Origin of the sequence: Maribacter sp. MMG018, assembly GCF_018100785.1 — a bacterium.
Classification (GTDB): Bacteria; Bacteroidota; Bacteroidia; order Flavobacteriales; family Flavobacteriaceae; genus Maribacter.
Window position 1 is genome coordinate 1,515,175 of sequence record NZ_JAGJEC010000001.1, and the last position, 20,064, is coordinate 1,535,238.

The following is a 20,064-nucleotide window of genomic DNA, read 5'->3' on the forward strand; positions in this document are numbered from 1 at the left end:
TATGACCAAGTTCATGTCCTTGAACCCATTATTTACAATCCTATTAATTTTTATTGCAACCAATGTTTTTTCCCAGGACATGTCCTATGAAAATGGGAAGAAATATATATTGGGAGGACTGGAAGTCGTTGGTCTGGAAAGTTACAACGAGCAAACGGTTAAAACCTACACGGGCCTTAGGGTAGGGCAGCCAATTACCTTGCCCGGTGAAAAAATCAGCGAGGTCATCAATAAATTATGGGGACTGGAGCTTTTTAGCGCGATAGATTTTTATATCACCAACATAGAGGGCGATAAGGTTTTTCTAGAACTAAATATTACTGAACGCCCTACGCTGACAAACGTTACCTTTTATGGGGTTAAAGAAAGAAAGGTAGATGAGTTGATAGATGATACGGACTTAAAAAAAGGAAAGAAGATTACAGAAAGTCTTATCTCGAATACCAAAAATTACCTTGTCAATAAATACAAAAAACAGGGTTACCTTAATACAAAGGTCAGTATAACTACCGCGATGGATACCTCTGCGACCAATGCAAGAAGTATGGTGGTGAACATTAATAAAGGAGATAAGGTAAAGATAAAGGATATCGAGTTCGAGGGCAATGAGCAGATGTCGGACAAAAAACTTAGAAAGGCACTTAAAAACACCAAAAAGAAAAGGTTTGGTCGTTTCTGGAAAAAATCTAAGTTTATAAAGGATGACTACGAAGAGGATTTGGGCTCTTTAATTGATAAATATGCCGAAAACGGATATAGGGACGCCCGTATTATTTCTGATACCGTCGTAAAGGTAGATGAGAATAATATCAATCTAAAGATAAAGGTAGAAGAGGGGAATAAATATTATTTCGGAGATATAGATTTTGTTGGTAATACGGTGTATACCGACCGTCAATTAAATCAAGTTTTGGGAATTAAAAAAGGGGAAACCTATAACGGGGTTCTTTTAAGGGAGCGTATTGCCGATAATACCAAACCAGACCCTAATGATATTACCAGTCTATATCAGAACAACGGGTATTTGTTTTCAACTATCAACCCAGTAGAGGTATCTGCGGAAAATGATACCATAAATTTTGAAATAAGAATTATAGAGGGTAAGGAGACTTTCTTGGATCACGTTACCGTTTCGGGTAACGATAAGACTAATGATCATGTTATTTTCAGGGAACTACGTACGCGCCCTGGACAAAAATATAATAAATCGGATATTATTAGGAGTATCCGTGAATTAGGGCAACTCGGATTTTTTGATGCAGAGCAGATTACCCCCGATGTTTTAAATGCGAATCCTAACGAAGGTACGGTAGATTTGGCTTGGAGCTTGGTAGAATCAGGGTCTAGTCAAATAGAATTACAAGGTGGCTATGGTGGCGGTGGTTTTATCGGTACTTTAGGACTGTCTTTTAGTAACTTCTCTATTCAAAACTTGTTTAAAGGAGAAGCATACAAACCTGTGCCCATGGGAGATGGACAGACCTTTGCCCTTAGGGTACAGGCCAGTCGTACCTTTAGGGTATATAGTTTAAATTTTTCTGAACCATGGTTGGGAGGTAAAAAACCGGTTCGTTTTAGCTTAAACATGTCTAGAACACAACAATTTGCCGCTTCATACAGTAGTAGTGGAAATATAGAGGTAAATAAAGACCAACAATTTTCGATAACCGGTGTAACCCTTGGTCTTGCAAAACGTGTACAATGGCCAGATGATTATTTTACAATATCTCATTCACTTGGTTACCAATTGTACGATTTTAGAAATTATAATATTGGTCTGTTCAATTTTGGAAACGGTAAGGCTAATTCATTGGCGTACACATTGGGTATTTCTAGAAGCTCTCAGGGTCCAAGTAGAATATTCCCTATGACAGGTTCTACTTTCGAATTAACGGCCAAGTTTACTCCTCCATATTCGCTTTTTAGTAATAAGGATTTTGCCTCTTTAAAAGATAGAAGTGAAGAGTTGACCGAAAAACAATATAGTGAAGGGCTGACCGCTGCCGAATCAAGTGAGTTAGAAGATATAGACCAAGAAAGATTTAGGTTGTTGGAGTACTATAAAATTAAGTTTAAAGGTGATTGGTATACTACTTTGATCGATAAGTTGGTTTTGCGTACCAATGCTGAATTCGGATTTTTAGGAAACTACAACAGTGATATTGGTGATGTGCCGTTTGAGCGATTTTTTGTAGGTGGTGATGGTCTTGGTAACTTTACTTTGGATGGTAGGGATGTTGTACAGTTGCGTGGTTATGATGAGCAGGCCTTAACGCCATTAGACCCAATTACAGGACAACAGGAAGGTGGTTTGATCTATAATAAGTTTTCTATGGAACTGAGATATCCACTAACGCTTAAGCCATCTGCGTCCATCTACGGACTTGTATTTTTAGAGGGTGGTAATGCCTTCAACAATTTTCAGGAGTTTAATCCGTTTCAATTAAAACGATCGACCGGAGTGGGGCTGAGAATATTTATGCCGGCATTTGGTTTACTGGGCATTGATTTTGGATATGGCTTCGATGAAGACAATACCGGTGCCACAGGACCCAGTGGATGGCAAACACACTTCATTATTGGTCAGCAGTTTTAATTTTATTGTAAAATTATGCAATCGGTCAATATGCTAATCTATTCATTTTAAAAGTTTTAGTAATTTTGGCACGATATTTTCTATTGGATTAAACGATATCAAAGATGAAGTCAAAAACAAAAGTTCTTATATTTCTTGTTACCGTAATTACAGGGTTGTATGTCTCAGCTCAAAGAGGTGTGCGAATTGGTTATGTGGATATGGAATATATACTGCAAAATGTTGAGGAGTACCGTGAGGCTAGTGAGCAACTAGAGGCTAAGGTCCAAAAATGGAAGATAGAGATTGAGCAGAAGCAAAATGTGGTAGAGCAAATGAAGAAAGATTTAATGGCGGAGAAAGTATTGCTTACCCCTGAACTTATTGAGGAGCGTGAGGAGGAAATCCAAATTCTGGAGCGGGAGATGATAGAGTACCAACAAGACAGGTTTGGGCCACAGGGAGATTTAGTGCTGCAGAAAAGAAGGTTGATACAACCAATACAAGATCAGGTGTTCAATGAAGTGCAAAAATTGGGTGCAAATAAAAAATATGATTTTATTTTTGATAAATCTGCGGATGTTGTAATGTTGTATTCCGAAAAAAGGCACGATATTAGTGATCTGGTATTGAGAGGTATTGCTAGAACCAGAAAAATAAGCAAGCCTAAACAAAAAGCGGACAATAGAAGTAAATTGGATGATTTTGAGGATGAAGAGGAGATAAGTGAAGCTTTACAAGAAAGAATAGATAAGGCGAAAGAAGCGGAGGAAGCCAGGGAGAAAACGGCAAACGAAAAGAAGGAAGAGCAGCTTAAGTTAAGGGAAGAGAGAAAAAAGGCCTATGAGGAGCGAAGAAAAAAACTATTGGAGGAGAGAGAGGCAAAGCGTAAGGCTAAATTAGAGGAGCGTAAAAAAGATAACGAGAATAGTGAAGAGGCTGAAGAAAATAAAGAAAACTAACTCAGTAAAATCAATAACCATTAATTAATACTTAAATAAGAATTAAATTTTAACTCATGAAACAAGTAAAGAAAATTGCGGTAGCCTTAATGTTGTTCGTGGCGGCGACCAGTTTTGTTAATGCGCAGAGTAAAGTGGCACATATAGATGTTACACAATTGTTATCTGCCATGCCAGAAATGAAAGCAGCTGAAGCAGAACTTAAAAAGCTTCAAGAAACATATAATGCCGATATACAAGCTTCTATGACCGAACTCCGTAATAAATTTACGCAGTATCAGAACGAGGCAGCTTCTAAGTCCAAAGAAGAGAACGATAAAAGGGCGGCAGAACTTCAAGGTTATGAAAAGAACATAGGAGAGGCGCAGCAAGCAGCTCAGCAAGAGTTTCAAAAGAAACAAGCGGAATTGTTCGCCCCAATATCAGAAAAGGCAAAGGCGGCCATAGAAAAGGTTGCAGCGGAACAAGGATTTGATTACGTTATAGATTCACAAGCGGGTGGAGGTCTTATCGTAGCAAAAGGAAAAGACCTTTTGGCAGACGTAAAAAAAGAACTAGGTTTCTAAGAACTAGAAACTAAGATTGTAAAAAAAACCATTCCTTATTAGGGATGGTTTTTTTATGCCATAATTTTTTGTTTAATGTTCCTCCAGCGGAGTTTTCTGATGAACCTTCCTTCCTTCTCGGTAACTAGAAAGGGTGTTTTTTCTTTTTCGGCTTCAAAATAACCGTACATGTTATCGGATAGGGCTTGTAGCTTTTTGTTTTTGATGGCCATCTTCAATGATGCTATCAAGGTTATCCAAAAACCATAGCGCATGGTGTACATGGCTTTTCCCTGTAAAAGTTTTGCCTTGGGGTCGTAAGCGTTTCCGGTTGGTCTTAAATGTTTTACTCTTAAAGTATCGTCGGTATATAGTTCAAATCCGTGGTACTGCGCCAGAAGCTCGTCTACGGTATCCCATCCCATAGCACTTTTAAGCCCTCCAATGGCTTTGTAGCAACTTTTAGAGTATGCTTTAATGGCTCCTCTAATATGATTCTTGTCCATAGGGTGGTTCAGTACCCATTTGTCCTCGTTGTCTTGCTCATATATAAACCCACCGGAAATACCAATTTGTGGTCTTTCTTTAAAAATGTAAGCTATTTTTTCAAAATAGTTGTGGGGTAAAATGATATCGGCATCCAATTTTACTATAAAAGCATAGTTGTCGTCTGTTAGCTCTGTTCCCTTTTTAAAGGCGTTTATCACTTTGCTGCCCGGCATGTGCAAGGTAGAGGATGCCGTATTTAGTTTTGTGATGAATGGGTGGGTGGATGCAAATTCATCAATAATTTTTTCAGTGCCATCAGTGGAATTGTCGTTGACAACGATAACTTTTTTGGGAAGGAGTGTTTGCTTTACGATACTGTCCAATGTGAGCCCTATAAAGGTCTCTTCGTTATGTGCCGGAATAATGACATAGTAATCCATTTAAACCTTTAATTATCGGTTTTTCTGATGGCGTATACGATATAGTACCTGTGGGTGAACAATCTAAGAAGAGGCCGAAAACCTATTTTTTTAACAGGATGTGCCCATTTTTTGGTTTCCTTTATTTCCCATCCGGCTTTTTCTAAAAGCCAGTTAAATTGCCAATCTTCAAATTCGTGGTAATGACGGTCCCAAGGGTCTGTTTTACTTCTGTACGCCGGTGCAAACCACAAACGAAGGGGAATACTGGCCACTAATTTAGTAGCCTTAACTTTTGATAGTACGTTCAAAGGAGCTAAAAGATGTTCAAAAATCTCGAAGGCGGTAACAACCTCGGCATCCGAGTCCAATACCGATGAAAAGTCTATGTCCAGATCTTCGCCCTTTGTATTTTCTACCGAATAGCCTTCAGATTGCATTATCTTAGAAAAAGGGTTTTCTACTCCTAAGTCTAAAATAGGCTCATTGGGCGAAACATGTTTCTTTAAAAAATCGAGGGTATGTTTAAATCTTTTGCTCGGAAAACTTTTTTCGTACATTTTAGATTCTGTAAACGATTGCATTGACGTTCATTCCTGCGCCAACACTTGCAAATATAACAACATCGCCCTTGTGTAGATGGTGATTTTCTATTTTTCCTTTTAAAATACCGTCCAATAGGGTGGGAATGGTGGCTACGGAACTATTGCCCAGTTTTTCGATTGTCATGGGCATTATGTCTTTTGGGGCCTCCATTTCGTATAGGTCGTAAAATCTTTCGACGATTGCCTCGTCCATTTTTTTATTTGCCTGATGAATCAATATTTTTTTTACCTCTGTAATATCCACCCCGCTTTGCTGAACGCAGTCGGCCATGGCTTGAGGGACATTTGTTAAGGCGAATTCATAGATTTTACGCCCGAACATCTTTATGTATTTGGTGTCTTGTTCAGATTTGTTGTAACTCTTTCCGTTAAACAGAAAGTAGGCTTCTTCATACGTGAACGACGCACTGTTATGGGCTAAAATACCGTTTTCGCCGTTGGTTTTTTCTATAATAACGGCTCCTGCACCATCGGCATATATCATAGAATCACGGTCATAGGGGTCTGTCAACCTTGATAATGTTTCTCCTCCGATTACCAAACATTTTTTTGCAATACCACTTTTAATAAAAGCATTTGCCTGGATCACGGCTTCTATCCATCCAGGGCACCCAAAAAGCATATCGTAGGCGACGCATTTTGGATTTTTGATTTTAAGTTTGTGTTTAACACGGGATGCCAAACTGGGAACGGCATCACTTTGCGATTGCCCGTAGGAGACGTCACCAAAGTTATGGGCAAAAATAATATAGTCTATTTCTTCCTTGTCTATGCCAGCATCTTTTATGGCTTTTTCAGAGGCCTTAAAAGCGATGTCCGAATTGTTTAGGTCGTTGCTGACATAACGTCTTTCTTTAATGCCCGTAATCGCCTCAAACTTGCGAATGATGACATCATTGCTTTGAGGAAATTTACTGCCATCGTTGTTTAGAAATGTATTGTTTATAAAAGCCATATTTTCTACAGTGTTGGTTGGGATATAGCTACCTGTGCCGGTAATACTTACACTCATATACTTTTATCATGGTTTAGAATGTAAAAGTTATAATAAAAAGTAAAACTTGCTATGCGTGCATAGCAAGTTTTACGATGTTCAAAATTCATTGTTTTTCGAATGAAAGAGTCACCTTAGGTTCTTAAACAAGCAAAAGTCAATGTTTGCAAGAACTTTGAGTGTTTTTATGCCTCGGCGTACGCCTCAATAGGGGTACAGGTACATATTAAATTACGATCTCCATAAGCATCATCTACCCTGCGTACCGATGGCCAGAATTTGTTTTCCGAAACATAAGGCAAAGGAAACGCGGCTTTCTGTCTGGTATATGGAAATTCCCAAGTATCGTTGGTAACCATATCCATGGTATGCGGAGCGTTTTTAAGCACGTTGTTAGAGTCTCCGGCTATTGCCTCGTCAATTTCTTGTCTTATGGATATCATTGCGTCGCAAAAACGATCTAGTTCTTCCAGGCTTTCACTTTCCGTGGGCTCTATCATTAGTGTGCCCGCTACTGGGAAGGACACCGTAGGAGCGTGAAAACCATAGTCCATTAAACGTTTTGCTATATCGGTAACTTCGATACCGTTTTGTTTAAATGGCCTACAGTCGATAATCATTTCATGGGCGGCCCTTCCTTTTTCTCCACTATAGAGAACATCAAATTTTCCGTTTAAACGATGTTTGATATAGTTGGCGTTTAAGATGGCTATTTTGGTAGATTGTGTTAAACCTTCCAAACCTAACATTTTAATGTATCCGTAAGATATCAAGCATACAAGGGCGCTTCCCCAAGGTGCTGCGGAGACAGCCGTTATACCTTTTTCGCCACCAGTTTTTATAACGGGGTTGCCCGGTAAGAACGGTGCTAATTGCGGAGCTACACAAATAGGGCCTACGCCAGGTCCGCCACCACCGTGGGGTATGGCGAATGTCTTATGTAAATTAAGGTGGCATACATCTGCGCCAATGGTTGCAGGATTGGTTAATCCTACTTGGGCGTTCATATTGGCACCGTCCATATATACTTGTCCTCCATGGTCATGGATCAATTTCGTAATATGTTTAATAGAAGACTCAAAAACTCCATGTGTTGATGGGTATGTAACCATTAAAGCCGCAAGATTATCGGCGTGCAGTTTTACCTTGTCTTCAAGGTCTGAAACATCAATGTTTCCTTTTTCATCCGTTTTGGTTACTACTACTTTCATTCCTGCCATTACTGCAGATGCCGGGTTGGTACCATGTGCAGATGCGGGAATGATACAGATGTTTCTATGTTCTTCTCCTCTAGATTTGTGATAGGCCCTAATTACCATTAGACCGGTGTATTCACCTTGGGCACCAGAATTGGGCTGTAAAGAAGTGTCGGAGAACCCTGTGATTATAGAGAGGTCTTTTGCTAACTCCTTTAGAACTATTTGATAGCCTTCTGCTTGCTCAACAGGTACAAATGGGTGTATGTTTCCCCAACTAGCGCTGCTTAAAGCCAACATTTCCGAAGCGGCATTTAATTTCATGGTACAGCTTCCTAAAGAAATCATGCTATGGTTCAAAGACAAATCTTTGCGTTCCAGTTTTTTGATGTAACGCATCAACTCTGTTTCTGAATGATAACTGTTGAATACCTTGTTTTCTAAAAATGAGGATGTGCGCCTTACCTGATCTAAAATGGCAGATTCGTTCAATAGCCCGTCAACCTGTATGCTTTCTTTTTCTTTGGCTTTCGCAAAAATGGATATAATCTGGTTAAGGTCTTTTATAGAGGTCGCTTCGTTTATAGAAATTGAAACGGTTTCGTTGTCTATATATAGGAAATTGACTTCTTCTTTTTCAGCAATTGGCCTTACTGCATTGGCATCCGCTTTTATTACGATGGTATCAAAGTAAGAAGTGTTAAGCTGGTAGTACCCTAGTTTTTCTAAAGAATCTACTAAGGTTTTTGTGGTTGAGTGTACTTTGTTGGCGATATAGCTTAATCCTTTTGGTCCGTGATAGACTGCATACATACCTGCCATAACTGCCAATAATACTTGGGCCGTACAGATATTAGAGGTTGCTTTATCTCTTTTTATATGTTGTTCACGTGTTTGCAAGGCCATTCGTAAAGCCGGTTTTCCATCCTTGTCCTTGGTGATACCGATGATTCTTCCCGGAATGCTTCTTTTGTATGCTTCTTTAGTGGCAAAAAAAGCGGCATGTGGGCCTCCGTAACCTAACGGAATTCCGAAGCGTTGAGTGGTTCCGACAACTACGTCTACGCCAAATTCACCAGGAGGTGTCAATAGTACCAAACTTAGAATGTCTGCGGCAACGGCGGTTTTTATGTCCGCTTCCTTTGCCTTGTCTACAAAAGAAGAGTAATCATAAATTTGGCCATATTTGCCAGGATATTGTAATAGGGTACCATAAAACTCGGAACCAAATTCAAACTCCTCATGATTACCTATGACTAGCTCAATACCCAATGGTAACGCTCTTGTCTTAAGTAGCGATATTGTTTGAGGCAACACCTCCTCGGATACGAAAAATTTAACAACGTTGTTTTTTTTCTGATCTCTAGAACGAAGGTCGTAAAGCATGGTCATCGCTTCCGCTGCCGCAGTACTTTCATCTAACAACGAAGCATTGGCCATTTCCATTCCGGTAAGGTCAGATACCATTGTTTGAAAATTTAGCAGGGCCTCTAGCCTACCTTGCGCTATTTCTGCCTGGTAAGGAGTATATGCCGTGTACCATCCGGGGTTTTCTAAAATATTTCTTTTGATCGCAGATGGCATAAGACTTTCGTGATATCCTAGACCAATATAGGAACGAAAAATTCTATTTTTTTTCGATAAGGCCTCAAGATGCGCCAAGAACCTATGTTCGCTCATGGGGGCTTCCAGATCCAAAGGCTCTTTTAATCGAATGTCATCTGGTATTGTTTCAAAAATCAACTGTTCCAAACTATCTGCGGATACAGTTTCTAGCATGTGTTGGAGATTTTCCTCTCTTATTCCAATATGTCGGGATGCAAACACGTCAGTCTTCATAAGTTGTTCGAATTAATTGTGCAAAATTAGCGATTAATTATCGCAAAAATGGCAAGTATGTGTGCAAGGAAAGCGAAAGTTTTTAACCAAAAACCATGGTTATAAACAGTTTGGGTATTTTTGTGCAATGAAGTTTTGGCAACGTTTTTTAGATTTTTATGTTAATGCCAGTATACATGTTGCTTTTGGGGTGTTGGCCCTAACACAGGTTACCATATTAACATTCGACATTCATGGAGATGAGCATCTTTCTTGGTTTATATTTTTTGGTACTATAGCGTGCTATAATTTTATAAAGTATGGCGTAGAGGCCAAAAAGTACATTATAGTGGCCACGCCTTACCAAAAGAACATACAAATTGTAAGTTATATCGCAATTGTGTTGGGGCTTTACAATGGGTATTTCTTAAGCGAATATGTTTGGCTCAGTATTTTATTGTTGCTGTTTCTAACGGGACTGTATGCGGTGCCGGTATTGCCCCACACAAAGAATTTGAGGAATTTAGGTGGCCTTAAAATTTTTATAGTAGCCATGGTGTGGGCGGGGACAACCGTTATTCTCCCTTTCGCAAACATTAACCATACCGTTACATGGGACGTTTGGGTGGAAACTTTTCAACGCTTTTTGTTCGTGCTTGTATTGCTTGTGCCTTTTGAGATAAGAGACCTGAAATTTGATGATCCGGCACTGAAGACTTTGCCTCAGCGTTTTGGGGTGGCGAATACAAAAGTAATAGGGGCTTTTCTTGTGGTCGTCTTTTTCTTTGCAACAATGTTAAAAGATAGTGTTTCTACGACCGAACTGTGTATGAAAGGGGTGTTGTTTTTGGGTTTGGGGGCTTTAATGTATGTTACCAAAAGGCACCAGTCAAAGTATTTTGCTTCTTTTTGGGTAGAGAGTATTCCTATTCTATGGTGGGTTGGCTTATATCTGTTGGGCTTGGTGGTTTAGGGTTGTCTTTAAGTTGTTTTTTTAGGGCGATTTTCTCTTGCTCGGTAAGACTGTGCAGGTTCGCCTTTTCACATAATTTGGATAACTCGGTATTTTTTTTAGAAAAACCCTTACATGTTTTGCAGTACAATAAATGTAATCTGAGCTTCATTTTTTCTAAAAATGAGGCCTCGTTATATTGAACTTTATTACAGATAGTGGCTGCTTTATCGCAAGAAATCATAATTAAAACCAATTTTCATTTAAACACTCCATTAAAGATGTTCTGGCACGATGGATCATCACCCATAAGTTTGACGGATTAATTTCCAATTCATTACAAATATCATCAGTACTAATACCTTGAATCGTTTTCATGTTAAAAACCAAGGCTTGTTTTTTTGGTAATTTTGAGATGCATTTTTGTATGGCAAGACCAAGCTCTTCGTTTTCAATGTTACTGTTCTCAAAATTGCTAAAAGGGTCGGCAACTTGCTCTTCTAGCCAATCGCCATCGGTATCTGAACTCGAAGCATAGTTCATTCTTACTTCCGCTTTTCCTTTGTTAGAGTTTATTTTTCGGTAGTGGTCTATTACTTTGCGTTTAAGTATGGCAATAAGCCATGTTCTTTCAGCTGCGTCTCCTTTAAAATTCTTTGCGGATTTAAGTCCTGCCAAGAACGTTTCAGATACCAGGTCTTTGGCAACTTCACTATTGCTCACTCTACCAACGGCATAGTTGTATAGGTAATCCGCGTAGTTGTCTACCCAATTATCTGGTTGTAGTCGATGTGATGCCATTTGTTTCAATTGCCGTAAAAAGTAACGGTATTTTGTTTTGTGTGCTTGCTTGTTTTTTGGTTTTAAAACCTCTATCGTTCACGGTCCTATTTTTTGTTCCTCGAAAGGAAGTATGAGCCTATATTTTTTTGGCTCACATGTTAAAATATAAATATATGCTATTTTAAAATGTTGTTTTCATCTTTTTGTGCTCAAAATTAAAAAGTGTTAAACCGTAACTATATGTTTCTTTTGTAATCATACATAAAAGTTGTTCGGCATTTATTGGAAAAGTACATCTGTTGTACATATAACCGATTGGCGATATGCCGAAAAATATACTCGACCATTTTCTCTATATACTATTTTGTGTTGATATGCGAACTAGTCGTAATGATTGTCAAATTCTTTCAGAATTTGAATTTTAAAGGGCTTCCCTTTCTACATTCTTTAATGTCGACAAAAAACAAAGCAGGGGGTACTACAGTAACCCTGCCCGTTCTAATAACGCCTCTACTTTTGGTTCTGCGCCCCTAAATCTTTTGTACAGTTCCATGGGGTTTTCCGTACCTCCTTTAGAAAGTACGTTTTCTTTAAATTTCTTGGCAACTTCTTTATTGAAAATACCTTTCTCCTTAAAATAGGCAAAAGCATCCGCATCCAGTACTTCGGCCCATTTATAGCTGTAATAGCCAGAAGAATAACCGCCCTGGAAAATATGGGAGAAAGAGGTGCTCATACAGGTTTCCGGTGTATCTGGATACAGCTGTGTGTTTTTAAAGGCTTCTGTCTCGTGTTCTTTAACATTGTTGATGTCTGTGGGGTCTATGCCATGCCAAGACATATCCAATAAACCAAAGCTAAGTTGTCTTAAGGTTTGCATGCCTTCTTGAAAAGTGGCAGTGTCCTTAATTTTTGTAATCAGGTCCATAGGTATTACCTCACCGGTCTCATAGTGGGTGGCAAAAAGCTCCAAGGCTTCTTTTTCGTAACACCAGTTTTCCATTACTTGGCTAGGAAGTTCTACAAAATCCCAGTAAACAGATGTACCCGATAAGCTGGGGTAGGTCGTATTGGCCAACATGCCATGAAGGCCATGACCGAATTCATGGAACAAGGTGGTTACCTCGTTAAATGTAAGTAACGAAGGTTTACTTTTTGTGGAAGGTGTAAAATTGCAGACATTGGAAATATGAGGGCGTATATTCTCGCCATCCTTTTTCCATTGCGATTTATACGAGGTCATCCAAGCCCCGCCACGTTTTCCCGGACGTGGATGAAAGTCCGCATAAAATATGGAAATGAAATTTTTGTCCTTGTCATATACCCTGTACGTTTTTACATCGTCATGGTATTTGTCTATATCGAAAACCTCCTCGAATTGAAGGTCGTAGAGTTTTTCGGCTACCTTAAAAACACCGTTGATTACGTTTTCTAATTTAAAATAGGGTTTTAACTGCTCATCGTCCAGACTAAAAAGTTTTTGTTTCAGTTTTTCTGAATAATAGCTGCCGTCCCATTTTTCAAGAGAATCGATGTCGTCCAATTCTTTAGCGAAATCTTCAAGCTGTTTAAACTCCCTTTCGGCCGCAGGTTTGGCTTTTTCCAATAGTTCGTTTAAGAAAGAATGTACTTTTTCTGGGGTTTCGGCCATTCGCTCTTCCAATACAAAATGGGCGTGTGTTTTGTAACCTAGTAATTGAGCTCTCTCAAAACGTAGTTTGGCTATTTGTAACACATTGTCTTGGTTGTCCAGCTCGTCACCGTGAAAGGCCTTACTGCCAAAGGCAATGGCCAGTTCTTTTCTTAAAGAACGTTTCTTGGCATATTTCATAAACGGTATATAGCTTGGGTAGTCTAGGGTTATCAACCAGCCATTCTTTTTTCCTTTTGATAAAGCTAACTGTGCTGCCGCTTCTTTGGCGCCTTCGGGCAGCCCCTCCAAGTCAGATTCGTCGGTTAGGTGCATTTCGTATTTATTGGTCTCTGCCAATACGTTTTCACCAAATTTTAAGGACAGCTTAGAAAGTTGCGCATCTATTTCCCTAAGTCGTTTCTTTTTGTCTTCGCTCAGGTTGGCACCGTTTCTACTAAAGCTTTTGTATTTTTTTTCTAACAGTGTCTTTTGCTCAACGTTCAACTCTAGGGAGTCTAGTTGTTCGTATACCGTTTTTATTCTTTTGAAAAGTTTTTCGTTTAACGTAATATCATTACTGAACTCTGATAGTAAAGGGGAAACTTCTTGAGCTATCTTTTGAATCTCTTCGTTGGTTTCCGCAGAGTTAAGGTTAAAGAAAATACTGGATATTCTATCTAACTGTTGCCCAGAGAATTCCAAGGCTTCGATAGTGTTTTCAAAAGTAGGGGCTTCTGTATTCTCTGTAATAGCGTTTATTTCTTCACGTGCATCCTCCATCGCCTGTAAAAAGGCAGGTTTAAAATGTTCGTTCTTAATATTGGAAAAGGGTGCGGTGTCGAATTTCTGTAATAACGGATTCGTCATGAATTTTATAATTTTTTAGAAGTGTAGGTAAAAAAGATGTTTTTACCTTCGTTTTAAGTGAACGTACTATTTTTTGTCCTTTACTTGTTTTGCGCCTTCTATGACCTTTTGTTTTAGGCCTTCTTTGTAAAAAATAATTTTGTCCAAGACACATTTGTCAGAACTACCAATAATCTGGGCGGCCAAAATACCGGCATTTTTTGCCCCGTTCAAAGCTACGGTAGCAACGGGAACACCACCTGGCATTTGTAATATGGATAAAACGGAATCCCAGCCATCTATAGAGTTACTACTTTTTACGGGTACACCGATTACGGGTAGGGGAGACATAGATGCGACCATACCGGGTAGATGTGCCGCTCCACCGGCACCGGCAATAATTACGGCGTAACCGTTGGTATGTGCATTTTTGCTGAATTCGAAAAGTTTCTCGGGAGTTCTGTGTGCGGAAACAATGTCGACATCTACTTCAATATCAAATCCCTTTAAGATATCAATAGCGTCCTGCATAACAGGTAAATCGCTAGTGCTTCCCATTACTACGGCTACTTTACTCATAATTTATTTGCTGATTACTTTAATCGTTTCCTTTACTTTTTGTGCTATGGCCCTGGCTTGTTCAATGTCTTTGTTAACAATGGTTACATGTCCCATTTTACGAAAAGGCCTTGTTTTTTTCTTGCCATATATATGCGGGGTCACCCCGTTCATTTGTAAGATATGGTCCATGTTTTCATAGACGACATCACCCTCATGATCTTCTTCGCCGACAAGGTTTACCATAATACCGGCTACTTTGCTTTCGGTGGAGCCCAAAGGTAGGTTTAAGATACAACGGATGTGTTGTTCGAACTGATTGGTGTAGCTGGCCTCTATACTGTAATGGCCGCTATTATGAGGTCTTGGGGCTACTTCGTTTACCAGAATGTCATCTTCTTGGGTCTGAAACATCTCCACGGCCAATAAACCGGTCAGTTCAATTTTCTCCGCTACCTTTAATGCTAGGTCACGAGCTTTTTTAGCTACCTTGTCATCTATACGCGCCGGACAGATAACATACTCTACCTGGTTGGCCTCTGGGTGAAATTCCATTTCCACTACAGGGTAGGTCTTAATAGCTCCGTCACTATTTCTTGCTACAATAACGGCAAGCTCGTTTTTAAAGGGTACCATACTTTCGGTAATACATTCGCCTGGTGGTAGTCCTTTTAGGTCTTCTATTTTTCTGATAACCTTTACACCCTGTCCGTCATATCCGAATTGTGCCGCTTTCCATACAAAAGGGAACGAGAGTCCACCATTATGAATGCTGTCATCTATTTCGCTTAGGTATGCGAATCGCAGAAAATCGGCCGTAGGTATATCATTATCTACATAAAAGAGTTTTTGCTTTGCCTTGTTCTGTATAATGCGAAGGGCCCTTGGTTGCGGAAAAACCTGTACGCCCTCTTTTTCCAACTGCTCTAATGCATCGAGATTTACATTCTCTATCTCTATGGTAAGTACGTCTACATCCTTACCAAAACTATACACTGTTTCATAATCCAATAAATCGCCCTGCACAAATTCGTTACAGGCCAATTTAGATGGGGCTTCGGGCGATGCATCCAATACTTTGGTCCATACGTCCCATTTACGGGTTTCGTAAAGCATCATCTTGCCCAATTGGCCTCCGCCTAATATTCCAAGCTTAAAATCTGAAGAAAAATAGTCCATATGAGTTACAAAAATACGCTTAAATCTTAGAATGTAATTCCTCAATTTTCAAAAACACAGGTCAAAACCCTATATTTGCCAACCTTATTAATTTTATTAGAATTGATACAGTTACACGACAAGTTCTTTAAGCCTTTTCTAAGTGAAGAGGAAATTATGCAGGCTATACAGCGTATAGCCGATGATATTGCCGTGGACTATAAAGACGAGACCCCCATTTTTGTAGGGGTGTTGAACGGGGCTTTTATGTTCGTTTCCGATTTTTTAAAGGCCTACCAACATCCGTGTGAAGTTTCTTTTGTGAAATTGAGTTCCTATCACGGACTTACCTCTACGGGTATTGTTGAGACCCTTTTGGACGTGCCAGAGAATATAGAAGGCCGTAGTGTCATTATATTGGAAGATATTATAGATACCGGGCGAACGTTAAAAGAACTGGTCCATTTGTTTAGTAATACAAAAGTTAAGGAGTTTAAGATAGCTAGTCTGTTTTACAAATCGGAAGTCTACAATGGAGAATATGCCATAGATTATTTTGGGCTGGATATTCCTGATAAATTTATAGTAGGGTACGGTCTAGATTATAAAGAGCTAGGTAGAAATTTAAGAGAAGTATACCAATTAAACCAAAAACATATGATAAATCTTGTCCTCTTTGGGAAACCGGGAGCAGGTAAAGGGACCCAGGCCCAATTTTTAAAGGAAAAGTACAACTTGAAACATATTTCTACGGGCGATGTGTTTCGATATAATATTAAAAATGGAACCGAACTCGGTACCTTGGCCAAATCGTATATAGACAAAGGTGATTTGGTGCCAGATGAGGTTACCATTAAAATGTTGGAGGACGAAGTTTGTAAAAACCCGGATGCGGATGGGTTTATTTTTGATGGTTTTCCAAGAACAGCCGCCCAAGCGGAAGCATTGGATAACTTTTTGGAATCCAGGGATATGAAAGTTGATGCCACTATTGCATTAGAGGCCAATAATGATGTTTTGATAGAGCGTTTGTTGGAAAGAGGAAAGGTGAGCGGAAGATCGGACGATCAAGATGTAGAAAAAATTAAAAACCGTTTTGAAGAGTACAATCTAAAAACGGCTCCTTTAAAAGAATACTATGAAGAACAGAACAAGTTTCATAGTGTTGACGGTATTGGTTCTATCAAAGAAATTACCGAACGTTTGACCAAAGTAATAGAATCTCTTTCTAAATAGTTTTAGAAAGTTTTTCCGGTCAAAAAGAGGTCTACGGCAAACGCCGTGTAAAACAGAACACTTTTAATTTATGGTATGGCAGAAGAAGTAATAAGGCCTAAAGATGCATTAAAGGGATGTTTTATTACAGGGTGTTCTTCTGTGTTGGTGGTGGTTATTATCGCCATTGCATACCTGATCTACTTATATTATTTTAATGACCCCTTGACTTAAACCGAGAGAACATAAGGTTTATCGTAAAAGGTATAGTAACATCATTTTTTAATTGCTCACGGCTATATTGTGTATTTTTGTGGGCTAATAAATAATTGGGAAAATGACCGAAGGTAATTTTGTAGACTATGTAAAAGTGTTTTTGGCTTCTGGAAACGGAGGTAAGGGATCTGTACATCTACACAGAGAAAAGTATATTACCAAAGGTGGACCCGATGGTGGAGACGGTGGACGTGGAGGCCATGTTATAATTCGTGGCAACCAAAACCTATGGACCCTAGTAAATTTTAAGTTCAAAAAACATTTTAAGGCCGGCCATGGAGAACATGGTAGCAAAAGCCGTAGCACGGGAGCCGATGGGCAAGATGTGTATTTAGATGTGCCTTTGGGTACCGTAGTGAAGGACCCTGAAACGGGAGAGGTGTTGTTTGAGATCACCGAACATGGCGAAGAAAAAATTGCTTTGGAAGGTGGTATGGGCGGCCGTGGTAACTGGCACTTTAAATCACCTACGAATCAGACGCCCAGGTACGCACAGCCCGGGGTAGAAGGTAAAGAAGGTTATTTTCTTTTAGAATTAAAAATATTGGCCGATGTAGGTTTGGTCGGTTTTCCAAATGCAGGTAAATCTACCTTATTGTCGGTGATTACTTCTGCCAAGCCCAAAATAGCGGATTACGAGTTTACTACCCTAAAACCAAACCTTGGAATTGTGGAGTACCGTGATTTTAAGAGTTTTGTAATGGCGGATATTCCCGGTATTATAGAGGGAGCCGCAGAGGGTAAAGGTCTTGGGCATTATTTCTTAAGGCATATAGAACGTAATGCGACCTTGTTGTTCTTGATTCCTGCGGATAGCAATGATATTAGCAAAGAATACGAAATTTTATTGGACGAGCTAAGAAGGTACAATCCAGAACTATTGGATAAGGAGCGCCTAGTGGCCATTTCGAAGAGCGATATGCTAGATGAGGAATTAATGGATGAAATGAAAAAGGAGCTCGACGTTGAGTTAAAAGGGGTGCCCTACATGTTTATTTCTTCTGTGGCACAGATGGGTATTACCGAACTTAAAGATAGGCTCTGGAAGATGTTGAACGCGTAAAAGTATTTGATAATGAGACGGTATCTAAAAAATATTGTTGAATTAAACGACAACCCCAAGAGCAGATACTTTGCTTACTTTATCCAAATTTTAATATTTGTTTCCATTGTTTCTTTTTCTGTTGAAACAATTCCTGATCTATCGTCCTCTACAAGAAGCATATTAAGGGTTATAGAGGTTTTTTGTGTGGTAGTGTTTACTGTAGAATACCTCTTGCGCATCTATGTGTCGGATCGTAAACTTAGATTTATTTTCAGTTTTTATGGCCTGATCGATTTTTTGGCTATTCTGCCATTTTATTTGGCCTTGGGAATAGACCTAAGATCGTTAAGGGCGCTGAGGTTCTTGCGTCTCTTTAGATTGTTGAAATTAATGCGTTATAACCGTGCGATCAATCATTTTACAAGGGCTATAGCAACGGCAAAAGAAGAGATCGTACTGTTCTTGATCGTTACCTTGATTTTGATATATATATCGGCTGTCGGGATTTATTATTTTGAAAATGAGGCTCAGCCAGAGCACTTTGCATCCGTATTCGATAGCCTTTGGTGGTCTATAATTACATTGACCACGGTCGGTTACGGTGATGTGTATCCTGTAACTGTCGGTGGTAGGGTATTTACTTTTTTTATTCTAATGATCGGGTTGGGTATAGTGGCCATACCTACGGGTATTATTTCATCGGCACTTACAAAGAGTGTGGATAAGAACGAGGAAGGTTGATTTTTTCTTATATTGGGTTAAAATATTGATAATGAAACCCTTTTGTGCTATTTTGATTCTGTTTTTTATCACTTCGTGCGGGGCTGTAAAGGTGAATTACGACTATGAAAAGGAGACCGATTTTTCAGGGTACAGTACCTATGGTTATTTTGATGATATGCAAACCGGGTTAAGTGAGCTTGATGAAAAGAGATTTTTAATGGCCATGGATATTACCTTACAGAGCAAGGGACTAAAGTTTTCAGAAGAATCAGACCTGCTAATAGATGTTAAAAGTGCCGTTTATGAAGATGGGCCCAAAAATACCGTTGGTGTAGGTATTGGTGGTGGCGGGCGCAGTGTAGGTGGAGGGGTCTCTATGGGCATACCTGTTGGGGGGGAGAAGCTAAAAAGAGAATTGCAAATAGACTTCATAGATGCCAAAAAGAATGTTTTGGTATGGCAGGCCATAAGTGAGAGTGTTTTTAAAGAAGAGGACCCACCAGTTGTGAAAGAAGAAAAAATGCAAGAATTGGTATTAAAAATATTTGAAAAATATCCTCCCAAAAAGTGAGTACATATAGCTGCTCCAAAGAAATTTCCATAGGTTTTTAAATAGGTGCAATAACGTGGAAAGCCCCGTTTTTTCTAGATAAATTGTCCTTTTTCGATTATTTGTTAAACCATAAAGTATTGATAATGAGGTTGTTACATTTTGGTTAGGTAAAATATCCGTTCGGTCATTTCTTTCTACCGTTCATCATAATTCATTCATTTTATCCCCATTTGCTCTTTAGTTTTACATCGTATTACGAACAATTAAAAACTTATAATCATGAAAACTTTAGACAGAACAAAACTTGCAGTATTAATTATCGGAACCTTAACAACGGTCGTATCGCTTATCGGAGTGGCAATAGATTTAAATTTGACCAACTATTTCTTTCCACTATATGCCGGGTTAACATTGGTAGGTGTATCCCTCCTGCACAACGATGCAACAAAAGAGGGCAAGAGCGATAATCTGGTGATAGAAAAATAATTTGTAAACGTACCATTTAGTGGCGAGAGCAATCTATAAAAACCATTTAGAACATTCTTTTTGCCGCTTATCATAATATGGGCAAATTCGACCATATCAACCATTAAATTTATCTCAATATTTAAAAAACGTACTATGATTGCAATTGTGAAAATACTATTAGTGCTTATTATCTATATATTTATTTAAGACCACATCTATAAGCATGAAATTAGAAAGAACAGTATATTCCG

At 39.1% G+C, this 20,064-nt stretch carries 18 protein-coding genes; 10 read left to right on the forward strand and 8 right to left on the reverse strand.

The annotated features are described in order from the left end of the window. Window positions 1–13 precede the first annotated feature (13 nt). The 3 genes from bamA (at window position 14) to J8L85_RS06455 (ending at window position 4,103) form a co-directional block, all read left to right on the forward strand. Window positions 14–2,596 carry an outer membrane protein assembly factor BamA gene (gene bamA, locus J8L85_RS06445; RefSeq protein ID WP_247656608.1) on the forward strand — a complete coding sequence of 861 codons (2,583 nt, stop codon included), beginning with the start codon at window positions 14–16 and terminating at the stop codon, window positions 2,594–2,596. Window positions 2,597–2,700: 104 nt separating this feature from the next. Further along, entirely contained in the window at window positions 2,701–3,537 is an 837-nt protein-coding gene (locus tag J8L85_RS06450; protein ID WP_211015681.1) for an OmpH family outer membrane protein, read from the forward strand. 56 nt (window positions 3,538–3,593) lie between these two features. Then, window positions 3,594–4,103 (forward strand): OmpH family outer membrane protein, encoded by a 510-nt coding sequence (locus tag J8L85_RS06455; RefSeq protein WP_047246311.1) that lies wholly within the window; start codon window positions 3,594–3,596, stop codon window positions 4,101–4,103. 53 nt (window positions 4,104–4,156) lie between these two features. On the opposite strand, the gene J8L85_RS06460 is transcribed toward J8L85_RS06455, so the two are convergent. The 4 genes from J8L85_RS06460 to gcvP all read right to left on the reverse strand — a co-directional run bounded on the left by J8L85_RS06460 (window position 4,157) and on the right by gcvP (window position 9,624). After that, window positions 4,157–5,011, reverse strand: a complete 855-nt coding sequence (locus tag J8L85_RS06460) for a glycosyltransferase family A protein (protein ID WP_211015683.1) — start codon at window positions 5,009–5,011, stop codon at window positions 4,157–4,159. Between the two features lie 8 nt (window positions 5,012–5,019). Next, window positions 5,020–5,550, reverse strand: a complete 531-nt coding sequence (locus J8L85_RS06465) for a methyltransferase (protein WP_211016332.1) — start codon at window positions 5,548–5,550, stop codon at window positions 5,020–5,022. Between the two features lies 1 nt (window position 5,551). After that, complete coding sequence (locus J8L85_RS06470; RefSeq protein ID WP_211015685.1) at window positions 5,552–6,607, reverse strand: 3-oxoacyl-ACP synthase III family protein; 1,056 nt, start codon at window positions 6,605–6,607, stop codon at window positions 5,552–5,554. A 167-nt stretch (window positions 6,608–6,774) separates the two neighbouring features. Continuing rightward, entirely contained in the window at window positions 6,775–9,624 is a 2,850-nt protein-coding gene (gene gcvP / locus J8L85_RS06475) for an aminomethyl-transferring glycine dehydrogenase (protein ID WP_211015687.1), read from the reverse strand. Window positions 9,625–9,751: 127 nt separating this feature from the next. On the opposite strand from gcvP, the gene J8L85_RS06480 reads away from it, so the two are divergent. Then, window positions 9,752–10,576, forward strand: a complete 825-nt coding sequence (locus J8L85_RS06480; protein ID WP_211015689.1) for a hypothetical protein — start codon at window positions 9,752–9,754, stop codon at window positions 10,574–10,576. A gap of 225 nt (window positions 10,577–10,801) precedes the next feature. On the opposite strand, the gene J8L85_RS06485 is transcribed toward J8L85_RS06480, so the two are convergent. The 4 genes from J8L85_RS06485 to J8L85_RS06500 form a co-directional block, all read right to left on the reverse strand. Next, the gene (locus J8L85_RS06485; protein ID WP_211015691.1) at window positions 10,802–11,356 is read right to left on the reverse strand and encodes a sigma-70 family RNA polymerase sigma factor; all 555 of its coding nucleotides are present in this window, start codon (window positions 11,354–11,356) and stop codon (window positions 10,802–10,804) included. A 460-nt stretch (window positions 11,357–11,816) separates the two neighbouring features. Further along, window positions 11,817–13,838 (reverse strand): M3 family metallopeptidase, encoded by a 2,022-nt coding sequence (locus tag J8L85_RS06490; RefSeq protein WP_211015693.1) that lies wholly within the window; start codon window positions 13,836–13,838, stop codon window positions 11,817–11,819. 66 nt (window positions 13,839–13,904) lie between these two features. Next, complete coding sequence (purE, locus tag J8L85_RS06495) at window positions 13,905–14,396, reverse strand: 5-(carboxyamino)imidazole ribonucleotide mutase (protein ID WP_211015696.1); 492 nt, start codon at window positions 14,394–14,396, stop codon at window positions 13,905–13,907. A 3-nt stretch (window positions 14,397–14,399) separates the two neighbouring features. Next, window positions 14,400–15,554 (reverse strand): 5-(carboxyamino)imidazole ribonucleotide synthase, encoded by a 1,155-nt coding sequence (locus tag J8L85_RS06500; RefSeq protein ID WP_211015697.1) that lies wholly within the window; start codon window positions 15,552–15,554, stop codon window positions 14,400–14,402. Between the two features lie 102 nt (window positions 15,555–15,656). On the opposite strand from J8L85_RS06500, the gene J8L85_RS06505 reads away from it, so the two are divergent. The 6 genes from J8L85_RS06505 (at window position 15,657) to J8L85_RS06530 (ending at window position 19,831) form a co-directional block, all read left to right on the forward strand. Then, window positions 15,657–16,769: an adenylate kinase gene (locus J8L85_RS06505; protein ID WP_211016334.1), complete on the forward strand. Its 1,113-nt coding sequence runs from the start codon at window positions 15,657–15,659 to the stop codon at window positions 16,767–16,769. Window positions 16,770–16,844: 75 nt separating this feature from the next. Then, entirely contained in the window at window positions 16,845–16,982 is a 138-nt protein-coding gene (locus J8L85_RS06510; protein ID WP_211015699.1) for a hypothetical protein, read from the forward strand. A gap of 103 nt (window positions 16,983–17,085) precedes the next feature. Continuing rightward, complete coding sequence (obgE, locus tag J8L85_RS06515; RefSeq protein WP_211015701.1) at window positions 17,086–18,087, forward strand: GTPase ObgE; 1,002 nt, start codon at window positions 17,086–17,088, stop codon at window positions 18,085–18,087. Between the two features lie 12 nt (window positions 18,088–18,099). Next, window positions 18,100–18,810 (forward strand): ion transporter, encoded by a 711-nt coding sequence (locus J8L85_RS06520; protein WP_211015703.1) that lies wholly within the window; start codon window positions 18,100–18,102, stop codon window positions 18,808–18,810. Window positions 18,811–18,841: 31 nt separating this feature from the next. Beyond that, window positions 18,842–19,363 carry a DUF4136 domain-containing protein gene (locus J8L85_RS06525; protein WP_211015705.1) on the forward strand — a complete coding sequence of 174 codons (522 nt, stop codon included), beginning with the start codon at window positions 18,842–18,844 and terminating at the stop codon, window positions 19,361–19,363. Between the two features lie 261 nt (window positions 19,364–19,624). Then, on the forward strand, window positions 19,625–19,831 hold the full coding sequence (locus tag J8L85_RS06530; protein ID WP_211015707.1) for a hypothetical protein: 207 nt from the start codon (window positions 19,625–19,627) through the stop codon (window positions 19,829–19,831). The last annotated feature ends 233 nt before the right edge of the window (window positions 19,832–20,064 follow it).